This is a genomic window from Amycolatopsis thermalba (assembly GCF_023376025.1).
In the GTDB taxonomy this organism is placed as follows: Bacteria; Actinomycetota; Actinomycetes; order Mycobacteriales; family Pseudonocardiaceae; genus Amycolatopsis_E; species Amycolatopsis_E thermalba.
The window spans coordinates 3,741,500-3,763,762 of record NZ_CP091196.1 but is presented as its reverse complement, the minus strand read 5'-3'; the positions used below and the strand labels follow the sequence as shown (position 1 = coordinate 3,763,762).

Here is a 22,263-nt window from a genome sequence, read left to right as displayed (position 1 = left end):
GACCTCAGCCGCGCGGAGCCGCCGCCCGGTGCCGCCCACGCGCGGGTGCCGCGCCGGTTCCTCTGGAGCGCAACAAGAACAGCGCCTGCACCCCGGTGTAGGCCAGCAGCACCGCCCCGGCCACCGCGCTCACCTGCACGCCGTGCACGAACGCCTCCTTCGCGGCGGCCAGCAGCGCATCCGCTTCCGCCGCGGGCAGCCCGGCCGCCGTCGCGACCGCTCCGCCGAGCGTTTCGCGCGCCGTGTCCCCCGCACCGGCCGGCACGCCCGCCCGGTAGACCGCCGCCGCGATGCTGCCCAGCACCGCCGTCCCGAGCGCGCCACCCAGCTCGAACCCCGTCTCCGAGATCGCCGACGCCGCACCGGCCCGCGCGGGCGGGGCGGCGGTGATGATCAGGTCGTTGGTGAGCGTCTCCGACAACGACACCCCGAACCCCACCAGCGCCATGCCGGCCACCAGAATCGCCAGTCCACTGTGGACGCCGAGGGCCACCAGCACCGCGAACCCCGCCGCCGCGGCCAGCAGCCCGCCGCCGATCAGCCGCGGCACCGGCACCCGCCGGGCGAGGCGCGCCGCGGCGAAGGAACCCGCGACGCCGGCGACCGTCGTCGGCAGCAGCCACAGCGCCGCCGTCATCGGCCGCAGGCCGAGCACGAGCTGGAGGTGCTGCGGCACCAGGAACAACAGTCCGGCCAGGGCGAACACCCCGAGCATGTTCGTCAGCACCGACGCGCTGAACCGCCGGTCCGCGAACAGCGCCAGGTCGAGCATCGGGTCCGGCAGCGCACGCTGGCGCCGCACGAACACCACCACGAACACCGCGCCGGCCAGCACGCTCACGGCCGCGAGCGGATCCGCGCCGTGCTCGGCGAACCGCTTGATGCCGTAGACCACGGGCAGGACCGCCGCCAGCGACAGCAGCGCGGACAGCGGGTCGAAGCGGCCGGGCTCCGGGTCCCGCGCCTCCGGCAGCAGGAGCGGCCCGGCGACCAGCAGCACCAGCATCACCGGCACGTTGATCAGGAACACCGAGCCCCACCAGAAGTGCTCCAGCAGCCAGCCGCCCAGCACCGGCCCGAGCGCCATGCCGCCGGAGAACCCGGCGCCCCACACGGCGATCGCGGTCCGCCGCCGCGCCGGGTCGGTGAAGATGGTGCGGATCAGCGCCAGCGTCGAGGGCATCAGCGTCGCCCCGCCGACCCCGAGCAGCGCCCGCGCGGCGATGAGCATGAGCGGGCTGGTCGCGAACGCCGCGGCCACGGACGCGGCGCCGAACGCGACGGCGCCGGAGAGCAGCAGCTTGCGCCGCCCGATCCGGTCCCCGAGCGTGCCCATCAGGACCAGCAGCCCGCCCAGCACGAACGAGTAGATGTCGACGATCCACAGCTGCTCGGCGCCGGTCGGGCCGAGGTCCTCGCTCAGGTACGGCAGCGCGAACCCGAGCACCGTCATGTCGACGCTGATCAGCAGCACCGGCAGCACCAGCACACCCAGCGCGAGCCAGTCCCGGCGTCCCCCGGCCATCACGATCACAACCCTTTTCTGAACAGTCCGGACGGTACAGTTTGCCCCGCTCTCGAAACTAAACCGTCCAGACGGTATAGTCAAGCGACATGGGACGCCCCTCCGCGCGGGAACAGATCCTCGACGCCTACCAGGACATCCTCATCGAGAGCGGATCGGCCGCCGTCACCCTGGACGCCGTCGCCGCGCGCGCGAAGGTGTCCAAGGGCGGGCTGCTGTACCACTTCGGGTCGAAGGACGCCCTGCTCGACGGCCTCCTCGACCGGCTGCTGCGGCTCACCGCGGCCGACGTCGAGCAGGCGCGCACGGCCCCCGAGGGCGTGGTGCGGTACTGGCTGCTGTCGTCGGTGACCGACGCCGACATGACCAAGCCGGCCCACCGCGCCTCGATCGCCGCGCTGCGGCTGCTCGGCAGCGAACCGAAGGTCACCGAGACGATGAACGAGGTCGGCCGGCTGTGGTGGGAGCTGCTGGAACAGCACATCGGCGACCCGCTGACCGCCGAGATCGTCGGCCTGCTCGGTGACGGCCTCTACCTGCGCGCCACACTCGGCGGGCAGACGCCGCAGCCGGTGCTCGACCGGATGCCGGAGGTGCTGCGCCGTCTGGGCCTGGACGCGGCGGAAAGTGACCTTGGTCCTCGCCCGAGGTGACTTCCGCCGGGCCGCGGGGCGCGCGACGCGGCCTAGATTGGGCAGATCGCCTGCGGAAGGGTCCTGCCGTGATCACCGTGTTCCTCGTCGACGACCACGAGGTCGTCCGCCGCGGCGTCGCCGACCTGCTCGAAGCCGACCGCGAGCTGAGGGTCGTCGGCGAGGCGTCCACGGCCGCCCAGGCGATGGCGCGGATCCCGGCGCTGCGCCCGGACGTCGCGGTGCTCGACGTGCGCCTGCCCGACGGCAACGGCATCGAGCTGTGCCGGGAGCTGCGGTCGCGGTTCCCGGAGCTGAACGTGCTGATCCTGACCTCCTACACCGACGAGGAGGCCATGCTCAACGCGATCCTGGCCGGCGCGGGCGGCTACGTCATCAAGGACATCCAGGGGCTGCAGCTGGTCTCGGCCGTGCGCGCGGTCGGCACCGGCCGGTCGCTGCTCGACACCCGCGCCGCGTCGACGCTGATGGCCAAGCTGCGCGCCGACGCCCGCGACGGCCCGGCGGCCGGGCTCACCGAGCGCGAACGCACGCTGCTGGACCTCATCGGCGAGGGGCTGACCAACGCGCAGATCGCGCAGCGGATGTTCCTCGCGGAGAAGACGGTGAAGAACTACGTGTCGCGGCTGCTGGCCAAACTCGGCCTCCAGCGGCGCACCCAGGCGGCCGTCCTCGCGGCGAAACTCCAGGCGGACAGGGACCCGGACGCCCCGCGCTGAAAGCGCTGCCTCAGGCCGAAATGCTGGCAATCCTGTTCGCAGGCCTTGACCGTCGTGCGCCGCTGCCCGGTCCGCCGTCACCCCGGACGGCCTGCCCGCTGTGGTGCCCGTGCTGGATTGCGCCGACGTGCCCGGTCTCGACCTCGGTGGCGTCACCGACGCGCCGGTGACGATCCAGCCCGCGAAGCCCGGCGCCGCGCCGTACTGCAAGGTGCGGGCCGGGCGGGGCCGGGATTTCCCTGGACTCCCCGGCTTCCGGGGCCAGGAGAAGTAACCTTCAGAACCCGAGCAGTTCGGCGAACGCGGCGCGTTCCGTGACACCCAGCTTCGCGCTCGCCCGGTACAGGTGTCCCTCGACGGTGCGGACCGAGACGACGAGCCGGTCGGCGATCTCGCGGTTGGACAGGCCGCGCGCGGCCATCGTGACGATCTCGCGCTCGCGGCCGGTCAGCGGCAACGGCCGCACCGCCGCCAGCGCCGGGGTTCGCGCGCCTTCGCACGCTTCGGCGAGCCGGTGCGCGCGGGTGACGGCCGCGCGTGCCGCCACCGGGTGACCGGACCGGGCGTGCGCGACCGCGGCCTGGGCAGCGGCGTCGGCAGCGGCCAGCTGGTCGCCCATCTCCTCCAGCGCCCGGGAGGCCGCGAACAGTCCGTCGGCGTCGTCGCCGGCGAGAGCGGCTGCTTGCGCCGCGGCGGCCGCCGCGCGGGGACCCTCGACCTGGCCGGCCAGCTCGGCGAGCCGGCCGGCGGCGGTCCGGTCCCCGAAACACACCGCGACGTGGAGCGCGTAGACCTCGAACGCGGGCTGGCCGCGTCCCGCCGCCAGGCCGGCCGCGTCACGGGCGAGCCGGATCGCGGCACTCACCGCTCCTTCGGCCGCCCGCACCCACGCCCGGGCGAGCACGAGCTCCGGTTCCAGCACCGCCGTCGCCGGGTGCCGTTCGTCCTCCGCGGCAGCGAGCACCACCGCCGCCTGACCGGCCTCCCCGGACATGGCCAGCGCCTGGGTCAGCGCGACGAGGTTGCCGGACCCCGGCCCCTGCCGGCGGACCGGCCCCAGCCCGGCCTCCGCCTCCCGGAGCCTGCGGACGGCGGTGCCCAGCCGGCCCCGGTAGAGCGCGGCGTAGCCCAGCAGCGCCACACCCAGCAGCTGCAGCGGTCCGGGGATCTCGGCGCCCTGCCGGTACCTGGTCCGCGCGAGGTCCTCCACGCCGCGCAGCGCCCCGGCGAGCCGGAGGCCGAGGAGGTGGGCCGCGCACAACCCGAACGACGGGACGACCGCGTCGAAGGACTGCTCGGCCGCGGCGTATCCGGGCGCGGCCGCCCGGTCCAGCTCACCGGCCCGGCCGAGCGGGCCCAGCCCGCCGACCGCGGCCCACGCCGCCAGCAGGCTCGCGTGCGGGGGCAGCGCGCCGGCCGACCGCGCCGCGACGGCGGACTCGATCGCCTCCCGGGGCCGTCCCGCGGCGGCGTGGAAGACCCCGCGGATCGCCCGGATCGGCGCGAGTGCCCCGGGCCGGGTGATGGCGGACTCCGCCCGGTCCAGCACGGCCCCGGCCTCGGCGGGGCGGCGGCACGAGAAGAACAGGTTCCCGGCGCGGGACACCGCGACCACGCTGCGCTGGCCGTCGTCGGTGGCGAGCGGGGCCAGCGCGGACAGCATGGCCTCCGCCTCGTCCCCGCGGGTCAGCCAGGACAGCGCGGAACCGAGCGTCACGCGCGCCTCGAACCCGCCACCGGCGTCGACGGCCGCCCGCGCCAGCCGGGCGGCGAGCGGGACGTCGAGCAGCGCGATGGCCCGCTGCGCGGCGAGCGTGTGCAGCCGGGGGTCCGGATCGAGGTCGGAGTCCACGACGAGCACTGCCCGCCGCATCGTGTCGTCGGCGCGCCGGGCGCCGGTGTCCTGCAGCGCCCGCGCGATCCGGCCGCGCAGCCGCCGCGCCCGCAGCACGCCCAGCGCCTCGCGGCGCACCTCGCCGTAGAGCGGGTGCGCCAGCCGGGCCTCCAGCCGGCGGCCGTCCGGTTCGACCGCCACCAGGCCCTCGGCTTCGGCCTGCTCCACGCCGTCGGCGCTGGTCAGGGCCACGAGCACGGGCACGCCGAGGGGTTCGCCGAGCGCGAGGACGTCCACCACGTCGCGGACCGCGCCGGACAACCGGCCCATGCGGGTGTTGACCAGGTCGGCCAGGCCGGGCGAGAGCGCGGGCCGCCCCGACCAGCGCCACACCCCGCGAACCAGGCGCAGCCCGCCGCCGGCCACTTCGCCGTCGACGAGCTGGCGCAGGTAGAGCGCGTTGCCGCGGCAGAGCGTCCAGAGCCGGGCCGCGCCGGCGCTGTCCACCGGGCCGCCGAGCACCGCCTCCAGCAGGGCCACGGTCTCCGCCTCGGACAGCGGCTGGACCTCCAGCCGGTCGAGGTGACCGTCCTTCCACAGCGCGGTCACCGCGTCCGGCACCGGTTCCCCGCTGCGCACCGTGAGCACCACGGTGGCGACCCGGCGCAGCACGAACTGGTGCACCAGCGACGCGGACAGCGCGTCCAGCAGGTGCGCGTCGTCCACCGCCACCACGACGTCACCGCGGGCGGTTCCGGTGAGCGCCTCGGCGGCCTGCCGGAGCAGCTGGGTCGCGTCCCCGCTCACGTCGGTGAGCACGGCGGCGAACGCCCCGAGCGGGACGGCACGGGCCGACGCGGTCGCGGCGACCCACACCGTCCTCGCGTGCCGCCGCCTGGCCGCCGCCACCGCTTCCCGGGCGAGGCGGGTCTTGCCGACCCCGGCCGCGCCCGCCAGCACCACGCCGTGGCCCGCGCCGCGCCGCACGACCGCGTCGACGAACCGCAGCTCTTCCGCCCGGCCGGTCAACGGCCAGTTCAGGCCCACGACACGGGACGGTAGACGGCCGCTGTCCCGGCGTCTTCCACCCCGCGGGCGATTTCCGAGTACCGCACTACTCGTGTGCCCGGCCCGAGGCCGGATCAGGCTGGGCGCGTCAGGGTTCCGCCGTTCCCGAAGGAGGGACGTCATGGTCGCTGTGCACACCGGGCCCCGGTCCGGCCTCGCCCTGCCGCCGGTGGCGAGGTACCTCATGGGCGCGTCCGCCGTGCTGGCCCCGCTGCTGGTCGCCGTGAGCCTGGCGCTGGACCTGGACATCGCCGGCACCAGCAACACCGCGATCGCGCAGCGGATGGCCGCCGATCCGGACGGCTACCCGGCGACGGCCTGGCTGGCCGCGGTGTCCACGCTCCTGTGGGTGCCGGCCGTGCTCACCGCCGGCCGCGTGGCCCGCCGGAACGCGCCCACGCTCGGTCTGGCCGGCACCGTGCTGGCGTTCGGCGCGGCGCTCCCGGTCGGTCTGGACACCGAGGCGCTGGCCTACGTCGCGCTCAAGAGCGGCGTGCCGGTGTCCACGACGGTGACCATGATGGACACCGCGGAGGACATCCCGTCCGGCATCCTCGGTTTCGTCTTCTTCGCCGGGCTCGCCGGCCTGATCCTGCTCGGTGTCGCGATCGTGCGCGGGCACGCGGCGCCGGTGTGGGCCGGTGCCGCGCTCATCCTGGCCGCGGTGGCGATCCCGGTCTCGTGGTTCTCCGGTTCCGGCATCGCGGCACTGGTCGCCTGGCTCGTCCTCGCGGCCGGGTTCGCCGGGTGCGCGCAGGCCCTGATCACCCAGCAGGAGGCGTGATGACCGGCAAGATCCACCTCACCGGGCCCGGCGCGGGTGTGCCGCTCGCCATGCCGGACGGGGTGCACACGGTCAAGGCGGGCGCGGAACACACCGGTGGGGTGTACGAGGTGTTCGAGGTCGAGGCGCCGCGGGCACCCGCGGGACCGCCGCACCGGTCGCCGTGGGCGGGGACGATGTACGTCGTCGAGGGGGACGTGACGGTGCACGCCGGCGGCGAGGTCCACGACCTCGGCCCGGGCGCGGCCATCACGATTCCGGCCCGGTGCCCCTTCACCTTCGAGGTGACGAGCAAGGCCGCACGGGTGCTCGCGATCACCACCGGCGACGGCGCGGGCCGGTTCTTCGCCGACTTCGCGGCGACGGTGCCGGCGGGCCGGCCGATCGAGGAGGTGCTGCCGGCGGTGCTGGAGGTGATCCGCCGGCACGGCGTCAGCCTCCTGGAACCGGGCAGCTGAGAGGTGGCAGGGCGCCCGTCCGGCGATCCACCGTCCACGCGGGACGCGGCGATCGCGCGGCTGCCGGACGCCTACGCCGAGGCGCTGCGGCTGCGCGACGCCGGCGTCCCGCGAGCCCGGATCGCCGCGCGGTTGCGGGTGGAGCCCCAGTCGCTGGACGCGTTGTTCGCGATCGCGGAGGCGAAGCTGGGCACCTTGCTCGACGACGCTTGAGCCGGGGTCCACGAGGAACGCTTCGCGTCATCCTCGTCGCACTGTCCTAACCGGACCGCAGCGCGAGCAACTGCTTGGTGTGGCCCGGCAATTCGGTCTCCGCCAGGCCGGTGATCAGATCCCGCAGCGGCAGCGGCCGGTCCACCAGCACCGCGTCACCGGACACCAGCCGCGCCGGGACCGGGGTGTCCAGCTCGGCCTCGCTCAGCGCCGAGGTGAGGGTGCACAGCGCCTCGCCCTGGCGGTGGATGCGCTCGCGGAGCCCGGCGCTCCCGCCGGCCAGCTCGATGATCCGGGACAGCGTCCAGCGGTCCTGGGCGACGCGGTTGTCGTAGGTGGTGTGCTCACCCGCGGCGACGGCCGAGACCGCCCCGATCGTCACCGCGCTGACGATCGAGACGTGGGCCAGGATCTGGCCCGCGCTCCACTCGCCCGCGGGCGGTTCGGTGAACCGCCCGGCGGCGGCGTCGAGCAGCCCGCGGCAGGCGTCGCGCAACCCCGCGATCACGCGTGCGCCGCCGACATCTCCCACGGCGCCTGCGGCAGCACGTCGCCGGTCTCCAGCAGCGACTTCAGGTTCGCCAGCACCGCCGGCCACCCGGCGGAGATCCCGTTCAGCATCTCCCGGTTGGGCAGCTTCTCGTGGGTCACGGTGAGCCGCACGATGTCCTGGTGCGGTTCGACGAGGAACGTGACCACCGACGGCTCCCGCGACTCTTCGGGTGAGTCCTCGAACGTGATGACCAGACGCGTCGGCGGCTCGGACTCGATCACCTTCCCCACGACGTCGGCCGCGCCCGATCCGTCCGTGCGGCGGTGCTCCCAGGGCGAGCCGGGCTGCCAGTCGGAGACGTTGGAGTGCCCCCAGTACCGCGCGGTCAGGTCCGCGTCGGTGAGGGCGTGCCACACCTGCTCGGCGCCGGCGCGGATGTAGGTGACGTAGACGTAGGTCGGGATGGTCATGGCGGACTCCTCTGCCTGGGCTTTGATGGCCGCGAGCGCGCGCAGCCGGGGCTTGTCGAACTCGGCGATCCAGCGCTGCTCGATCTCGTGGATCGGCGCCGGGTTCAGGTAGTGCAGGCGCTGCCGCCCGCGGCGCACGACGGTCACGAGACCGGCCCGCACCAGGACGTCGAGGTGCTGGGTCGCCGACTGGCGGGCCATGCCGAGCCGCTCGCACACCTGGCTCAGCGTCTGTCCGTTCTGTTCCCGCAGGCGGTCCAGGAGCAACCGCCGGGTGGGGTCGGCCAGCGCCTTGAACACCGCGTCCATCGCTTCCGCGCTCACGCCGACCATTATGCAGGTAAATACCTGCCTTTTGTCAACCGTCCGGGCAGCAGGACCGGCGTGGCGAGCAGGACGACCCCCGCCAGGGCCAGCGCCGCGCGCGGTCCGACGGCCTGGGCGAGCAGCCCCCACAGCACCGTGACGACGGCGATCGCGGCGCTGGAGCTGATCGACCACGCGGTGAGCACGCGGGCGTGCCGCCCGGTCTCGACGTGGTTCAGCCGGTGGGCGGCGAGGACGGAGTTGTAGACGCTGAGGCAGACGATGAGCCCGAACTGGGTGCCCATGACGATCACCAGCCCGGCCGGTCCCGGCTGGACGGCGGCGAGCCCCAGCGGCCAGACCACGCGAAGCGTGCCGAAGACCCGCAGCACCCGGTGTTCCCCGAGGCGGGCGGCGATCCGGCGGGCCAGGCGCGACCCGATCAGGCCGCCGAGGCAGGGCACCGCGAACGCCAGCCCGTACTGCCAGGCCGGGAACCCCAGGTGGGCGAGCATGAGCACGGACACGATCGGCTCGCCTGCCATGATCAGCGCGTTGACGGCGATGGTGTTGGCGAAGAGCCGGCGCAGCGTGGGGTGGGCGAGGATGAGGCGCCACCCCTCGGCGAGGTCGCGCCACCGGCGGGTGGCCGTGGTCCCGCGCGGGGGCGGTTCGCGGTGCCGGATCGCGGCGAGGCCCAGCGCGGACAGCAGGTAGCTCACGGCGTCGGCGAGGACGGTCACCACCGGGCCGAGCACCCCGATCGCCGCGCCGCCCAGCGGCGGTCCGACGACCGTGGCCGACCAGGTGGTGGACTCGAACCGGCTGGTGGCGACGAGAAGCCGGTCGGCGGGGACGAGGGTCTTGAGGTAGGCGCCGGCGGCGGCCATGAACGCGATCTTCGCCGCGCCCGCGATCACCGCGACCACGAGCAGCTGCGCGAAGGACAGCACGCCGAGCCAGTGGGCGAGCGGGACCGAGGCCAGCGCGGCGAAGCGGACCAGGTCCATCGCGATCATGACCGGCCGCTTGGCGCGCCACTCCATCCACGGCCCCAGCGGCACAGCCAGCAGCGCGCCGATCGCGAGCCCGGCCGCCGACAGGGCCGAGACCTGCGCCGGTCCCGCGTGCAGCACATCGACGGCGACGACCGTGAACGCGCCGAAGCCGAGCCCGGTCCCGTAGGCGCTGACCGCGTAAGCGGCCCACAACCACGCGAACGGACGGCCGAGGTTCGTTGATTTCCGCACCGGGACAGGCAAGCCGAACCCGGGGTGGCACCACCAACAACGCACCGGGCGGCGTGTCACAACCGGCCGTTGTGACAGGAGGTCCACGGCTCGCTCGACGTGGGGAGACCTTCGCCGCCGCCCAGGCCGGGCCGGCTCGTGGTTCGGGACGTGGCGGCACCTTGCGGCGCCGCCCGGGCGGGACCGGCTCGCGGTGTGACCGTCAGGCGGCGCGCCGCGCGGCGCGGGTCGCCGCGGTGAGGCTCGCCTCGCAGGCGGTGATCAGCTGGGCGTCGGCGCGGGTGTGGCTTCCGCGGGCGCACCCGGGGCAGCGCAGGGTGACCGTGCCGAGCACCTCGTCGACCGCGACCTCCAGCGCCCGCCGGCACGGGCGGCACCAGCGGTGCCCGCTGACCTGGCTGACGTGCAGGTCGCTGTGGCAGCACTGGTGGATCCAGCGGCGGTGCACCGGGCAGGTGATCCGGTCCAGCGGGTCCAGGAAGCCGCTCTCCTCGGCGTGGTCCTCGGCGACGAGCGCGTCGTCCAGGGCGATCCGGCTCAGCAGTGTCGTGGTGGTCATCGCTCTCGTCCTCCTCCTCGTGCCTGATACCGGTACGTCGAACCACCACGCGCCGGATCGACAGGACTCAGAGCGTTTTCACCACCCGCGCCGGGTTGCCCACCGCCACCACGCCCGGCGGCAGGTCGCGCGTCACCACCGCGCCCGCGCCCACCACGGTGTCCGCCCCGATCGTCACGCCGGGGCACACGATCACCCCACCGCCCAGCCAGACGTTGTCGTGCACCGTGACCGGCTTCCCGGCCTCCCACTTCGCCCGCCGCAGCTCCGCGTCGAGCGGATGCGTCGGGGTCAGCAGCTGGACGCCGGGGCCGATCTGCACGTCCGCGCCGATCGTGATCGGGGCGACGTCGAGCAGCACCACGCCGTAGTTGAGGAACGTGCGCGGCCCGATCGTGACGTGCGAGCCGTAGTCGACGTACAGCGGCGGGCGGACCTCGACGTCCTCCCCCACCGAGCCCAGCAGCTCCCGCAGCACCGCCGGGTCCGCGTCCGTGTTGAACCGCCGCTGCAACCCGGCCGCGCGGCACAACCCGGCCTGCAGCTCCGGGTCGTCGGCGCGGTACAGCTCGCCCGCGAGCATCCGGTCCCGCTGATCACCCACGCGTCACCACACTGCCAGTGGCCGCACCGGCGCGCCAGCCGCTACCGCGGCAGCGGCTGCGCGTCGATCAGCTCCTCCGGCGCGGACAACCGCCACGCCTCGTAGACCAGTTCGGCCAGCTCGTCGGCGTCGATGCCGGCCAGGTGGACCACCACCCAGCCGAAGCCGCCCGCCGTGAACTGCTCCTCGAACACCTCCGGCCGCTCCGCGACCAGCGCCTGCTGCTCGATCAGCGTCTGCTTCAGGCCCACGGTCTCCGTCCGCGGCCAGTAGTAGCCGAACCGCTTGCCGCGCACGCTGAAGGACGTGTACTCGCTGCCCTTGCCGCGCTGGACCTCCGCCAGCGCGTCCACCATCCGGTGGAACTCCGCAGCACGCACGCTCATCCGCACACCCCCACTGTCCGGTCCCAGCCTAGACAAACCGGGCGCCGCGCCAGGATTCGGTCCAGGGCCGAGGTCTCTTCGCCACGTGTCCGGATCTGACAGAACACCGTCATTGCCGCCACGCCCCTCCAGCGGTCACGATGGGTACATGGCAACCACCCGCCGCATCGTGATCGCGGTCTTCCCCGACGTCGACCTCCTCGACGTCACCGGCCCGGCCGAGGTGTTCGCGCTGGCCAACCGGGAGACCGGCGGCGCCGCGGGCTACCGCGTCCAGCTCGCCGGGCCGGACTCCGGCGTGATCACCACCTCGGCGGGCGTGCGCCTGGTGACCGACCTCGCCTTCGCCGACGTGGACGGCGCGCTGGACACGCTCCTGGTGCCCGGCGCGGTCGACCTGCACCCGGACGGGCCGGTCGCGCGGATCGACCCGGAGGTGGTGGCCTGGGTGAAGGCGACCGCGCCGCTGGCCCGCCGGGTGGCGTCGGTGTGCGTGGGCGCGCACGTGATGGCGGCGGCCGGGCTGCTGGACGGCAAGACCGCCACCACCCACTGGTCGACCGCGGCCCAGCTGGCCGCCGACCACCCGGCGGTGCGGGTGGACCCCGACCCGATCTTCGTGCGGTGCGGCAACGTCTGGACCGGCGCCGGGATCAGCGCCTGCATGGACCTGTCGCTCGCGCTGGTGGCCGAGGACCTGGGCGAGGAGGTCGCCCTGGCGGTGGCCCGGCAGCTGGTCATGTACCTCAAGCGCCAGGGCGGGCAGAGCCAGTTCTCGGTGCCGCTGAGCCGGCCACCGGCCTCCCGCCGGGACATCGACGAGCTGCGCCTGTTCATCGCCGACCACCTCGACGGCGACCTGTCCACCGCGGCGCTGGCGGCCCGGATGTGCCTGAGCGAGCGGCACTTCGCCCGGGTCTTCCGGCAGGAGACCGGCGACACCCCGGCCGCCTACGTCGAAGCCGCCCGGGTGGAGGCGGCCCGGCGCCTGCTGGAGAGCACCGACGAACCACTGGACCGGGTCGCCGCGGTCTGCGGGCTCGGGTCGGTGGAGACCCTGCACCGGGCGATGCGCAAGCAGATCGGCACCACCCCGGCGGCCTACCGCCGCCGTTTCCGCACCACCGTCTGACCCGATTCCCCAGTCTCCGGGCCCGGCAATCCCGCCGCACCCGTCGTTTCCCCTGCCCAGAAGGAGTTCACATGATCGTGTCCGCGACCCTGCGTGAGGTGATGGGCCTCGGCAAAGAGCTGCCCCGGCTCGCCGACGCCACGCTGGTCCTGATCGACTACCAGAACACCTACCGCACCGGCGTGATGGCCCTCGCCGACGCCGAACCCGCCCTCGCCGCCGGCGCCCGCCTGCTGGCCGCCGCCCGGCAGGCCGGATCCCGGGTGGTCCACGTCGTCAACGACGGCGGCCCGGGCAGCCCCTACGACATCCGGGCCGAGATCGGCGCGATCAGCCCGGAGGTCGCCCCCGCCGACGGGGAACCCGTGGTGGTCAAGCAGATGCCGAACGCGTTCCACGACACCGAGCTGGACAAGACGCTGCGCGAGCTGGGCGCGGGGCCGGACCTGGTGCTGGCCGGTTTCATGACCCACATGTGCGTCATGTTCACCGCCCAGGGCGCCTTCAACCTCGGCTACCGCCCGACGGTCGTCGCCGAGGCCAGCGCCGCCCGGACCCTGCCCGGCCCGGACGGCACCCCCGTGGCGGCCGGCGCGCTCCACACCGCGGCCCTGACCACGATCGGCGACCTGTTCGGCACGATCGCCCCCACGGTGGACGACCTGATCTGACCGGTCACCGGCGCGGGCTGCCCCGTCACAGGCGCAGCCCGCGCCCCGGATCCGGCGTCGCGTCCAGGCGGCGCGCTCGTTCCGCCGCGTACGCCCGGCCCAGGCTCAGCCGCTCCGCCGGGGACACCGTGCGGCGCAGGTCGTTGAGCAGCCCGCGCTCCTCCGCGCGAATGTGGTCATCGACGGCGGATTCCAGGCGCAGCAACGCTTTCTCCGAACCGGACTCCACCAGCGCGAGCACGTCGGCGGCGAGGTCCACCCCCGGCTCGGCCGGGTGGAGCACACGCGAAGTCGCCGCGGCGTGGGCGGTCAGCAACGCGGCCAGCTCGCCCGCCAGCGCCGCCCGGTCGGTTTGGTCGTTGCGCAGCTCCCGGAACAGCTCCTCGAACCGCCGGTGGTCGGCCTGCACCAGCTCCGTCACGTCGGTGCCGGGGGTCGCCGCCGGGGACGGGCGCGTCCAGCCGAACGTCAGCCCGACCGCCTGCCGCCAGTGCGCGTACTCCCGCTCGCGGCGGGCCGGGTCCATCTCCGGCAGCCACTGGCCCGCGCGGTGCCAGTTGCGCCGCAACCCCTCCAGGTCCGGCCAGTACCCCACCGACAACCCCGCCGCGTACGCCGCGCCCAGCGACACCGTCTCGGCCACCATCGGCCGCACCACCGGCACGTCCAGCACGTCCGCGACGAACTGCATGAGCAGGTTGTCCGCGGTCATCCCGCCGTCCACCCGCAACGTGGACAGCGCGATCCCGGAGTCGGCGTTCATCGCCTCGACCACCTCGCGCGTCTGCCACCCGGTGGCCTCCAGCACCGCCCGCGCCAGGTGCCCCTTCGTGATGTAGGAGGTCAGCCCGGCGATCACGCCCCGCGCTTCGCTGTGCCAGTGCGGCGCGAACAACCCGGAGAACGCCGGCACGATGTAGCACCCGCCGTTGTCCTCGACCGTCCGCGCCAGCGTCTCGATCTCCGGCGCGCTGCCGATCAGGCCCAGCCCGTCGCGGAACCACTGCACCAGCGACCCGGTGACGGCGATCGAACCCTCCAGCGCGTACACCGCGGGCTCGTCCCCGATGCGGAACCCGACCGTGGTGAGCATGCCGTGGGTGCTCAGCACCGGCGTGGTCCCGGTGTTGAGCAACAGGAAACTGCCGGTGCCGTAGGTGCACTTCGCCTCTCCGGGCGCGAAACACGTCTGCCCGAACAGCGCGGCCTGCTGGTCACCGAGCGCCGCGGCGATCCGGATCCCCGGCACCACCCGCGACGTCGTCCCGTACACCTCGGTCGACGAGCGGATCTCCGGCAGCATCGCGCGCGGCACGTCGAAGAACTCCAGCAGCTCGTCGTCCCAGGACAGCGTGCGCAGGTTCATCAGCATGGTGCGGGAGGCGTTGGTGACGTCGGTGACGTGCACGCCGCCCTCCGGCCCGCCGGTGAGGTTCCAGATCAGCCAGCTCTCGATGGTGCCGAACAGCACGTCACCGCGCTCGGCCCGCTCGCGCAGACCGGGCGTGTGCTCCAGCTGCCAGCGGATGCGCGGCGCCGAGAAGTAGGTCGCCAGCGGCAGCCCGCACAGTCGCCGGACGCGGTCCGCGCCCGGTTCGCGGGCCAGCGCCTCGACCATGCCGTCGGTGCGGGTGTCCTGCCACACGATCGCCCGGCCGACGGGCACGCCGGTGTGCCGGTCCCACAGCACCGTGGTCTCGCGCTGGTTGGCGATCCCGAGCGCGGCGACCTGTTCCGCGCCGATCCCGGCGTCGGCCAGCGCCTGCGGCACGATCCGGGCGAGGTTGCGCCAGATCTCGGTGGCGTCGTGCTCGACCCAGCCGGGGCGCGGGAAGTGCTGCTGGTGCTCGCGCTGCGCCACCGACACCAGCCGCCCGCGGGCGTCGAACAAGATGCACCGGGTGGACGTGGTGCCCTGGTCGACCGCCATCACGTAGTGCTGCACCGCCTCACCTCCTCCTCACCGGGACGCGACGAGGTCGCGCGACACCGCCCTGGCCGCGTCGCGGACCTGCTCGGCCAGCCGCGGTTTCGGCGTCCCGCTCGGCTCGCAGATCCGGTCCTCGGCGCCGGAGACGCCGATCGCCCCGACCACGATGCCACCGTGGCCCCGGATGGGCGCGGCGATCCCGGCCTCGCCCGGCACCATCTCGCCGCGCTCGGCCGCCCACCCGGCCCGGCGGACCTCGGCCAGTGCCCGGGTGAGCGCGGCCGGCGCCAGCGTGCGGCGGGTGTAGGCCTCCGGCTCGGCCGAGCGCCACGACGCCAGGAGCGCGGCGTCGTAGGCGAGCAGGACCTTGCCCAGCGCGGTGGCGTGCAGCGGCAGCAGCGAGCCGGTGTCGAGGGTCTGCGGGCTGTCGTCCGGGCGGAACACGTGGTGCACCACCAGCACCCGGCCCTGGCGCGGGGCGCCGATCCGCACCGCCTCACCGCTGCGGGCGGCCAGCGCGTCGGCCCAGTTGATGGCCCGCGAGCGCAGCTCGTTGACGTCGAGGTGGCTGCTGCCCAGGTGCAGCAGCGCCGCCCCGAGCCGGTACTTGCCGGTGTCGCGGTCCTGTTCGACGAACCCGACGCCGGCCAGCGTGCGCAGGATGCCGTGGGCGGTGCCCTTGGCCAGCTCCAGCGACTCGGCGATCTCGACGACGCCGAGGCGTCCGGAACCGCGCGCCAGCAGCCGCAGGATCGCGGCGGCGCGTTCGATGGACTGGATCGGACCGGGCACAGCGGGACCCTAACGCGGCGGGACGGAGTTCGACAATGTCGAACCGCCTCTCCGGGTGTTCGGCAATGCCGACCGCGGCGCGTTGCCCCGGTCTCCCCGCGGTCATAGCTTCGGCGTCACCAATGGGGGAACCGGTCCTTTGTGGAGGAAGCAATGACGCGAAGCCTCAAGGCTCACGGGCTCGCCGGCGAACTCGCCGCCGAGTTCGTGGGGACGATGATCCTCATCCTGTTCGGATGCGGGGTGGTGGCGCAGGTCAGCGCCGCCGGAATCGGGGACCACGACAGCATCGCCTGGGCCTGGGGCATCGGCGTCACGCTGGGTGTCTACGTCGCCTCGCGGATCAGCGGCGCCCACCTCAACCCCGCGATCACCGTCGCGCTGGCGGTGTTCCAGGGGTTCTCGTGGCGCAAGGTCGCCCCCTACGCCCTGGCCCAGACCGCCGGCGCGTTCGTCGCCGCGCTGCTGGTGCGCTGGAACTACACCGAGGTGCTCAACGCCGTCGACCCCGGCCTGACCATCAAGACCCAGGGCGTGTTCTCGACCCTGCCCGGCAACGGCGCGCTGCCGGTGGGCGACTGGGGCGCCTTCCGCGACCAGGTGATCGGCACCGCGATCCTGGCCCTGGTCATCTTCGCCATCACCGACCTGCGCAACACCGCGCCCGCCGCGAACCTCGGCCCGGTCGTCGTCGGCTTCCTGGTGGTGGGGATCGGCATGGCGTGGGGCACCAACGCCGGCTACGCCATCAACCCGGCCCGTGACTTCGGCCCGCGCCTGGCGTCCTGGCTGACCGGCTACGACACCGCGTGGAACGACCAGTACGGCAGCCCGTACTGGTGGGTGCCCGTCGTCGCGCCGATCGTCGGCGCGGTGATCGGCGGCGCGATCTACAAGTACTTCATCAGCCGCCACCTGCCCCGCACCGAGGACATCGGGCCCGCCAAGGCCCTCGAGCCCACCGCCTGAGTTCACGAAGGAGTGACCATGCCCGATTTCGTCGGTGCCGTCGACCAGGGCACCACCAGCACCCGTTTCATGATCTTCGACCACGGCGGCAACGAGATCGCCCGCCACCAGCTCGAGCACGAGCAGATCCTGCCCCGGCCGGGCTGGGTCGAGCACAACCCGACCGAAATCTGGGAACGCACCCGCGCGGTGATCGCCAGCGCCCTGACCAAGGCGAACCTGACGGTGTCCGACCTGGCCGCGCTGGGCATCACCAACCAGCGCGAGACCACCGTGGTGTGGAACCGGCGCACCGGCCGCCCCTACACCAACGCGATCGTGTGGCAGGACACCCGCACCGACCGCATCGCCTCGGCGCTGGAGCGCGGCGGCCAGGGCGAGGTGATCCGCCGCAAGGCCGGGCTGCCGCCCGCCACGTACTTCTCCGGCGGCAAGCTCCAGTGGATCCTGGACAACGTCGAGGGCGTCCGCGTGGACGCGGAGAACGGCGACGCGTTGTTCGGCACCACCGACAGCTGGCTGATCTGGAACCTCACCGGCGGGGTGGACGGCGGCGTGCACGTCACCGACGTCACCAACGCCTCCCGTACCATGCTGATGGACCTGGAAACGCTGGACTGGGACGACGAGCTGCTGTCGTTCTTCGGCATCCCGCGGCGGATGCTGCCGGAGATCAAGCCGTCGTCGGGCCACTTCGGCACCACCCGCGCCGACGGCCCGCTCGGCGGGGAGATCGCGATCACCGGGGTGCTGGGCGACCAGCAGGCGGCCACCGTCGGGCAGGTGTGCTTCCGGCCGGGCGAGGCCAAGAACACCTACGGCACCGGCAACTTCCTGCTGCTCAACACCGGCCACGAGCTGGTCCGGTCCCAGCACGGGCTGCTCACCACGCTGTGCTACCAGTTCGGCGACGACAAGCCGGTGTACGCGCTGGAGGGCTCGATCGCGGTCACCGGGTCGGCCGTGCAGTGGCTGCGGGACCAGCTGGGCATCATCAGCGGCGCGTCGCAGAGCGAGACGCTGGCCCGGCAGGTCGAGGACAACGGCGGGATCTACTTCGTGCCGGCGTTTTCCGGGCTGTTCGCGCCGTACTGGCGCTCGGACGCGCGCGGCGCGATCGTCGGCCTGACCCGCGCCACCACCAACGCCCACCTGGCGCGCGCGACGCTGGAGTCGATCTGCTACCAGACGCGCGACGTGGTGGAGGCCATGCAGAACGACTCCGGCGTCACGCTCGACGTGCTGCGCGTGGACGGCGGCGTCACCGCGAACGAGCTGTGCATGCAGCTGCAGGCCGACATCCTCGGCGTGCCGGTGTCGCGGCCGGTCGTCGCCGAGACCACCGCGCTCGGGGCCGCCTACGCGGCCGGGCTGGCCGCCGGGTTCTGGCGGTCGACCGGCGAGCTGGAACAGAACTGGAACGAGGACCGGCGCTGGGAACCGTCCTGGAGCGACACCCAGCGCGCCGAGGGTTACGCCGGCTGGCAGAAGGCCGTCGGCCGCACCCTCGACTGGGTCGACGTCGACTGACGATCACGAGGAGAAAGCCGTGTCCCAACCCCTGTCCCCCGCCTACCGCGGCGACTCGCTGCGTCGCCTGGCCAACGAAGAGTTCGACGTGCTCGTCGTCGGTGGTGGTGTCACCGGCGCGGGCGCCGCGCTGGACGCCGCGTCGCGCGGGCTGTCCGTCGCGCTCGTCGAGGCACGTGACCTGGCGGCCGGCACGTCCAGCCGGTCGAGCAAGCTGATCCACGGCGGGCTGCGCTACCTGGAGCAGCTGGACTTCAAGCTGGTGCGGGAGGCGCTTCGCGAACGCGGGCTGCTGCTGCGCACGCTCGCGCCGCACCTGGTGCGCCCGGTGAAGTTCCTGGTGCCGCTGCGGCACCGCGTCTGGGAGCGCGGCTACATCGGCGCCGGGGTCACGTTGTACGACACGCTCGGCGGGGCGCGGGCGCTGCCGCGGCACCGTCACCTGAGCCGGCGCCGCGCGTTCGAGGTGGCGCCCGGCCTCGCCGACGACGCGCTGATCGGCGCGATCCAGTACTACGACGCGCAGGTCGACGACGCCCGGCACACGATGATGATCGCCCGCACGGCCGCCGACCAGGGCGCGGCGGTGGTCACCCGGGCGCGGGTCACCGAGCTGGTGCGCGACGGCGAGCGGGTCACCGGCGCGCGGGTCACCGACCGGGAGAGCGGCGCGGAGATCACCGTGCGGGCGCGCGTGGTGATCGCCGCGACCGGGGTGTGGAGCGACGACATCGCCGAGGCCGCGGGCATCGAGAAGCCGTTCACGGTGCGCGCGTCGAAGGGCATCCACCTGGTGGTGCCGCGCGAGAAGATCGACCTGGACACCGGGCTGATCCTGCGCACCGAGAAGAGCGTGCTGTTCGTGATCCCGTGGGGACCGCACTGGATCGTCGGCACCACCGACACCGACTGGGACCTGGACCGCGAGCACCCGGCGGCCAGCCGCGCGGACGTCGACTACGTGCTCGGCCACGTCAACGCGGTGCTGCGCAAGCCGTTGACGCACGACGACATCGAAGGCGTGTACGCGGGGCTGCGGCCGTTGCTGGCGGCGAAGGCGACCGCGACGACCAAGCTGTCCCGGGAGCACGCGGTGGCGCACCCGGTGCCGGGGCTGGTGGTCGTGGCCGGCGGCAAGTACACGACGTACCGGGTGATGGCGGCGGACGCGGTGGACGCCGCGATGTCCGATGTGGACCGCCCGGCGCCGCCGTCGTGGACGGACCGGCTGCCGATCGTCGGCGCGCGCGGGTACGCGCGGATGTGGGAGGACCGGTACGCGCTCGCCCGGCGCGCCGGGCTGCCGGTGTCGCGGATCGAGCACCTGCTGGGCCGCTACGGCACGGCGGCCGAGGAGGTCCTGGAGCTGGCCGGTGAGCGGCCGGAGCTGGGCGAGGAGATCCCGGGCGCGCCGGAGTACCTGAAGGCGGAGGCGGTGTACGCCGTCACGCACGAGGGGGCGCTGCACCTGGAGGACGTGCTGACGCGGCGGACGCGGATCTCGATCGAGCAGCGGGACCGCGGCCTGGCGGCGGCGCCGGTGGTGGCCGGCCTGATCGCGCCGGAGCTGGGCTGGTCGCCCGAGCGCCGCGACCGCGAGGTGGCCCACTACCGGGCCCGCGTCGAGGCGGAGCGCACCGCCCAGGAGGCGCCCGACGACGCCACCGCGAACGAACGCCGCCTGGCGGTCCCCGCGCTGGGGTGAGCCGGCCCCGGGTGATCCGACGAGGGGTGGGATCACCCGGGGCTCGGCCTTACCCCGCCAACGTGCCGTCGCCGGTTTCCGGGGCGCCCTTCGGCAGCACCTTGACCTGCGGGGCCTTCGGGGTGGTCTTCGAGGGGGCCGGCGTGCGGGTGGCCGTCGGCGTGTCCGGCCGGGGTTTCGTCGTCGTGGTGGGCGTGGGGCCGGTGATCGTGAACGTGACGGTCGCCGTGCCGTTGCCGGCCGGGCCGCCGCTGCCGGAGCAGGTGAAGGTGGCCGCGTGGCTGCCGGGCTTGGCGGCGGCCTTCCCGGTGCCGGCGTAGCCGTCGAGCGTGCGGGTCATCGTGACCGGCGCGGCCAGCCCGGGCGAGGTCACGGTGCTGGCGTTGCCCGCACAGACCGCGGTGAACTCCAGCACCTCCCCCGCCGACACCGAGGACGGGGACACGCTCAGCTTCGGCGGCGGCGCGGTCGCGCCGGCCGCGGGCGTGTTCAGCATCCCCGCCGCGAACGCCAGCAGCCCGGCGCCGGCGAGAATTCTCTTGTGCTGCATGGTTTTCCTCCCAGAATCGGTCTTCACCGGAGCACGGCGAAGACGATGATGTTGTCCCGGTAGCTGTGCGCGGCCCGGTCGAAGCTGCCCCCGCAGGTGATCAGGCGCAGCTCGGGCCCGGCGGTGTCGCCGTAGACCGCCTCGGTGGGGAACTCGTCCTTGTCGATCTGCTCGACGCGGGACACCGCGAAGCGGACGACCGAACCGTCCTTTCGCGACACCGCCACCTCGTCCCCCGGCGCGAGTTCCTTCAGCCGGTGGAAGATCCCCTTCTGCCCGCCACCGTCGACGTGCCCGAGGATCACGGCCGGTCCCGCCTCGCCCGGTGCCGGCCCGTGGCGGTACCAGCCCGCCTGCATCGGCTGGGTCACCGGCGGCACCTCGATGGTGTCGTCGGCGTTGAGTCCCAGCGGGACGAGCGTGGAGCGCGCGCCGATGCGCGGGATGTCGACGAGTTCCGGCTCCACCGGCGCCGCGGCCTCCGCGGTGGTCTCCGCGGTGGTCACGCCGGGCGGCACCGGCACCGGCGCTTGCTGCGCGGCGCACCCGCCGAGCAGGAGCAGGCCGAGCAGCGCGACGAAAACCCTCACGGCAACCATGCCGCTAACTCGCTCCCCGGCCCGATCCGGTTGCCACCGACACCGAACCGTGACGTGCACCCTGGCCGGCCAGGGGCAGCGCCCGGTCGTTCTCCTCCTTGATGGCACGCAGGTGCGTCCACGCTTCGACCGTCCGCACGCCCGGCAGGCCGCGCACCCGCTCCAGTGTGGCGAGCACGTCGTCGAGCGAGCCGGCCCGGATGGTGCCGATGCCGCCGCACCAGCCGATCCCGGTCGCCAGGCAGTCGATCTCCGGCAGCGCCGCGATCTTGCGCGCCACCGGTTCGATGTCGCCGTTGACGTGCAGCGCGAACCCCATCGTGTGGACGCGGCTCAGCGGCGTCATCCGCACCAGCGCACCGATGTGCACCACGCCGGTGTCCAGCAGCCGCAGCACCCGGGCCCGCGTGGCCCCCGGGGACAGGCCGGTGACGCTCGCCAGCTCGGCGAAGGACGCGCGGCCGTCGACGCGCAGGTGCGCGAGCAGCGCGTGGTCGGCGGCGTCGAGGTCGATGTGCGCGAGCGGGCCGGGGCTGTCCAGCGGCCCCGGCGGGAAGTAGGGGTCCTTCCAGATGCGCAGGAAGGTCATCGTCTGCAGCGCGCGCACCCCGGGCACGGCCTGCACGCGTGCGAGGCCGCGGGCGAACGACTCCAGGTCGGCGGCGCGCAGCTCGGCGGTGACCGCGAACCGGCCGGCCGTGGTGGTGACGAAGGAGACCTCGCCGAGTCCGGCGATCTGCCGCGCGACCGGGACGGCCGGACCGCCGGTCTCGATGGTCACGTGACCGAGCTGGTGCAGCCCGAACACCGCGGGGTGGATCGCGCCGACCACCCGCAGCGCGCCGTCGGCGAGCAGGCGCTGCACGCGGGCCTTGGTGGTCGAGCGGGCGAGCCCGGCCAGGCGGGCCAGCGTCTCGTAGGAGGCCCGGCCGTCCTCGTGCAGGGCGCGGACGAGCAGCTCGTCGATCTCGTCCAGGTTCCCGGGCACGGGAACAACCTAACGCACGCCGGACCCGATCGCCGATCGAATCGCGCGGAACGCCCTGGCGAAGTCGTAACAGCG

The 22,263-nt window shown here is 73.9% G+C and carries 24 protein-coding genes; 11 read left to right on the top strand and 13 right to left on the bottom strand.

Features of this window, described 5'->3' with window-relative positions; all coding sequences use genetic code 11:
- Positions 1 to 4: 4 nt before the first annotated feature.
- Positions 5 to 1,525, bottom strand: a complete 1,521-nt coding sequence (locus L1857_RS18130; RefSeq protein ID WP_249467444.1) for an MFS transporter — start codon at positions 1,523 to 1,525, stop codon at positions 5 to 7.
- Between the two features lie 89 nt (positions 1,526 to 1,614).
- Between L1857_RS18130 and L1857_RS18125 the strand changes: the two genes are divergently transcribed.
- The 3 genes from L1857_RS18125 to L1857_RS18115 all read left to right on the top strand — a co-directional run bounded on the left by L1857_RS18125 (position 1,615) and on the right by L1857_RS18115 (position 3,171).
- On the top strand, positions 1,615 to 2,178 hold the full coding sequence (locus L1857_RS18125; RefSeq protein WP_116110149.1) for a TetR/AcrR family transcriptional regulator: 564 nt from the start codon (positions 1,615 to 1,617) through the stop codon (positions 2,176 to 2,178).
- Between the two features lie 68 nt (positions 2,179 to 2,246).
- Entirely contained in the window at positions 2,247 to 2,897 is a 651-nt protein-coding gene (locus tag L1857_RS18120; protein ID WP_249465702.1) for a response regulator, read from the top strand.
- 100 nt (positions 2,898 to 2,997) lie between these two features.
- Positions 2,998 to 3,171 carry a hypothetical protein gene (locus L1857_RS18115; RefSeq protein WP_162831003.1) on the top strand — a complete coding sequence of 58 codons (174 nt, stop codon included), beginning with the start codon at positions 2,998 to 3,000 and terminating at the stop codon, positions 3,169 to 3,171.
- A gap of 3 nt (positions 3,172 to 3,174) precedes the next feature.
- Here the strand turns inward: L1857_RS18115 and L1857_RS18110 are convergent, their stop codons facing one another.
- Entirely contained in the window at positions 3,175 to 5,778 is a 2,604-nt protein-coding gene (locus tag L1857_RS18110) for a helix-turn-helix transcriptional regulator (protein WP_249465700.1), read from the bottom strand.
- Positions 5,779 to 5,920: 142 nt separating this feature from the next.
- Between L1857_RS18110 and L1857_RS18105 the strand changes: the two genes are divergently transcribed.
- The 3 genes from L1857_RS18105 to L1857_RS18095 are packed head-to-tail and all read left to right on the top strand — an operon-like array spanning position 5,921 to position 7,254.
- Positions 5,921 to 6,583 (top strand): hypothetical protein, encoded by a 663-nt coding sequence (locus L1857_RS18105; protein WP_094005332.1) that lies wholly within the window; start codon positions 5,921 to 5,923, stop codon positions 6,581 to 6,583.
- Positions 6,583 to 7,041 (top strand): cupin domain-containing protein, encoded by a 459-nt coding sequence (locus L1857_RS18100; RefSeq protein WP_094005331.1) that lies wholly within the window; start codon positions 6,583 to 6,585, stop codon positions 7,039 to 7,041. Before L1857_RS18105 ends, L1857_RS18100 begins: the two co-directional genes overlap by 1 nt.
- A gap of 3 nt (positions 7,042 to 7,044) precedes the next feature.
- Positions 7,045 to 7,254 (top strand): hypothetical protein, encoded by a 210-nt coding sequence (locus tag L1857_RS18095; RefSeq protein WP_094005330.1) that lies wholly within the window; start codon positions 7,045 to 7,047, stop codon positions 7,252 to 7,254.
- Positions 7,255 to 7,300: 46 nt separating this feature from the next.
- Here L1857_RS18095 and L1857_RS18090 read toward each other — a convergent pair whose 3' ends face one another.
- The 6 genes from L1857_RS18090 to L1857_RS18065 all read right to left on the bottom strand — a co-directional run bounded on the left by L1857_RS18090 (position 7,301) and on the right by L1857_RS18065 (position 11,322).
- Positions 7,301 to 7,762 (bottom strand): DinB family protein, encoded by a 462-nt coding sequence (locus L1857_RS18090; protein ID WP_198958212.1) that lies wholly within the window; start codon positions 7,760 to 7,762, stop codon positions 7,301 to 7,303.
- Positions 7,759 to 8,550, bottom strand: coding sequence for an ArsR/SmtB family transcription factor (locus tag L1857_RS18085; protein ID WP_094005329.1), 792 nt, complete (start codon positions 8,548 to 8,550; stop codon positions 7,759 to 7,761). The genes L1857_RS18090 and L1857_RS18085 overlap by 4 nt, the downstream gene beginning before the upstream one ends.
- Positions 8,550 to 9,773, bottom strand: coding sequence for an MFS transporter (locus L1857_RS18080; RefSeq protein WP_249465697.1), 1,224 nt, complete (start codon positions 9,771 to 9,773; stop codon positions 8,550 to 8,552). Before L1857_RS18080 ends, L1857_RS18085 begins: the two co-directional genes overlap by 1 nt.
- A 202-nt stretch (positions 9,774 to 9,975) precedes the next feature.
- Complete coding sequence (locus L1857_RS18075; protein WP_249465694.1) at positions 9,976 to 10,332, bottom strand: hypothetical protein; 357 nt, start codon at positions 10,330 to 10,332, stop codon at positions 9,976 to 9,978.
- A 67-nt stretch (positions 10,333 to 10,399) separates the two neighbouring features.
- On the bottom strand, positions 10,400 to 10,936 hold the full coding sequence (locus tag L1857_RS18070; protein ID WP_283258016.1) for a sugar O-acetyltransferase: 537 nt from the start codon (positions 10,934 to 10,936) through the stop codon (positions 10,400 to 10,402).
- Positions 10,937 to 10,977: 41 nt separating this feature from the next.
- Positions 10,978 to 11,322, bottom strand: coding sequence for an MmcQ/YjbR family DNA-binding protein (locus tag L1857_RS18065; RefSeq protein WP_094005326.1), 345 nt, complete (start codon positions 11,320 to 11,322; stop codon positions 10,978 to 10,980).
- A 148-nt stretch (positions 11,323 to 11,470) separates the two neighbouring features.
- Here L1857_RS18065 and L1857_RS18060 point away from each other — a divergent pair, with 148 nt between their 5' ends.
- Positions 11,471 to 12,454, top strand: coding sequence for a GlxA family transcriptional regulator (locus L1857_RS18060; protein WP_094005325.1), 984 nt, complete (start codon positions 11,471 to 11,473; stop codon positions 12,452 to 12,454).
- A 71-nt stretch (positions 12,455 to 12,525) separates the two neighbouring features.
- Positions 12,526 to 13,125: an isochorismatase family protein gene (locus L1857_RS18055; protein WP_116110156.1), complete on the top strand. Its 600-nt coding sequence runs from the start codon at positions 12,526 to 12,528 to the stop codon at positions 13,123 to 13,125.
- A gap of 25 nt (positions 13,126 to 13,150) precedes the next feature.
- Here the strand turns inward: L1857_RS18055 and glpK (L1857_RS18050) are convergent, their stop codons facing one another.
- A complete protein-coding gene (gene glpK / locus L1857_RS18050; protein WP_249467440.1) occupies positions 13,151 to 15,055 on the bottom strand; it encodes a glycerol kinase GlpK in 1,905 nt (634 codons plus the stop codon).
- 30 nt (positions 15,056 to 15,085) lie between these two features.
- Positions 15,086 to 15,847, bottom strand: coding sequence for an IclR family transcriptional regulator (locus L1857_RS18045; protein WP_249465692.1), 762 nt, complete (start codon positions 15,845 to 15,847; stop codon positions 15,086 to 15,088).
- A gap of 153 nt (positions 15,848 to 16,000) precedes the next feature.
- Between L1857_RS18045 and L1857_RS18040 the strand changes: the two genes are divergently transcribed.
- Genes L1857_RS18040 through glpD form a run of 3 tightly spaced genes read left to right on the top strand, consistent with a single transcriptional unit; the run spans position 16,001 to position 20,051 of the window.
- Entirely contained in the window at positions 16,001 to 16,816 is an 816-nt protein-coding gene (locus L1857_RS18040) for an MIP/aquaporin family protein (protein WP_094005322.1), read from the top strand.
- A gap of 18 nt (positions 16,817 to 16,834) precedes the next feature.
- Complete coding sequence (gene glpK / locus L1857_RS18035; RefSeq protein ID WP_249465689.1) at positions 16,835 to 18,346, top strand: glycerol kinase GlpK; 1,512 nt, start codon at positions 16,835 to 16,837, stop codon at positions 18,344 to 18,346.
- Between the two features lie 19 nt (positions 18,347 to 18,365).
- Positions 18,366 to 20,051: a glycerol-3-phosphate dehydrogenase gene (gene glpD, locus L1857_RS18030; protein ID WP_116110159.1), complete on the top strand. Its 1,686-nt coding sequence runs from the start codon at positions 18,366 to 18,368 to the stop codon at positions 20,049 to 20,051.
- A gap of 49 nt (positions 20,052 to 20,100) precedes the next feature.
- On the opposite strand, the gene L1857_RS18025 is transcribed toward glpD, so the two are convergent.
- Genes L1857_RS18025 through L1857_RS18015 form a run of 3 tightly spaced genes read right to left on the bottom strand, consistent with a single transcriptional unit; the run spans position 20,101 to position 22,188 of the window.
- Positions 20,101 to 20,601 (bottom strand): hypothetical protein, encoded by a 501-nt coding sequence (locus L1857_RS18025; protein WP_094005319.1) that lies wholly within the window; start codon positions 20,599 to 20,601, stop codon positions 20,101 to 20,103.
- A 23-nt stretch (positions 20,602 to 20,624) separates the two neighbouring features.
- Complete coding sequence (locus tag L1857_RS18020; protein ID WP_094005318.1) at positions 20,625 to 21,200, bottom strand: class F sortase; 576 nt, start codon at positions 21,198 to 21,200, stop codon at positions 20,625 to 20,627.
- A gap of 4 nt (positions 21,201 to 21,204) precedes the next feature.
- A complete protein-coding gene (locus tag L1857_RS18015) occupies positions 21,205 to 22,188 on the bottom strand; it encodes an Lrp/AsnC family transcriptional regulator (protein ID WP_233157245.1) in 984 nt (327 codons plus the stop codon).
- Positions 22,189 to 22,263: the final 75 nt, after the last annotated feature.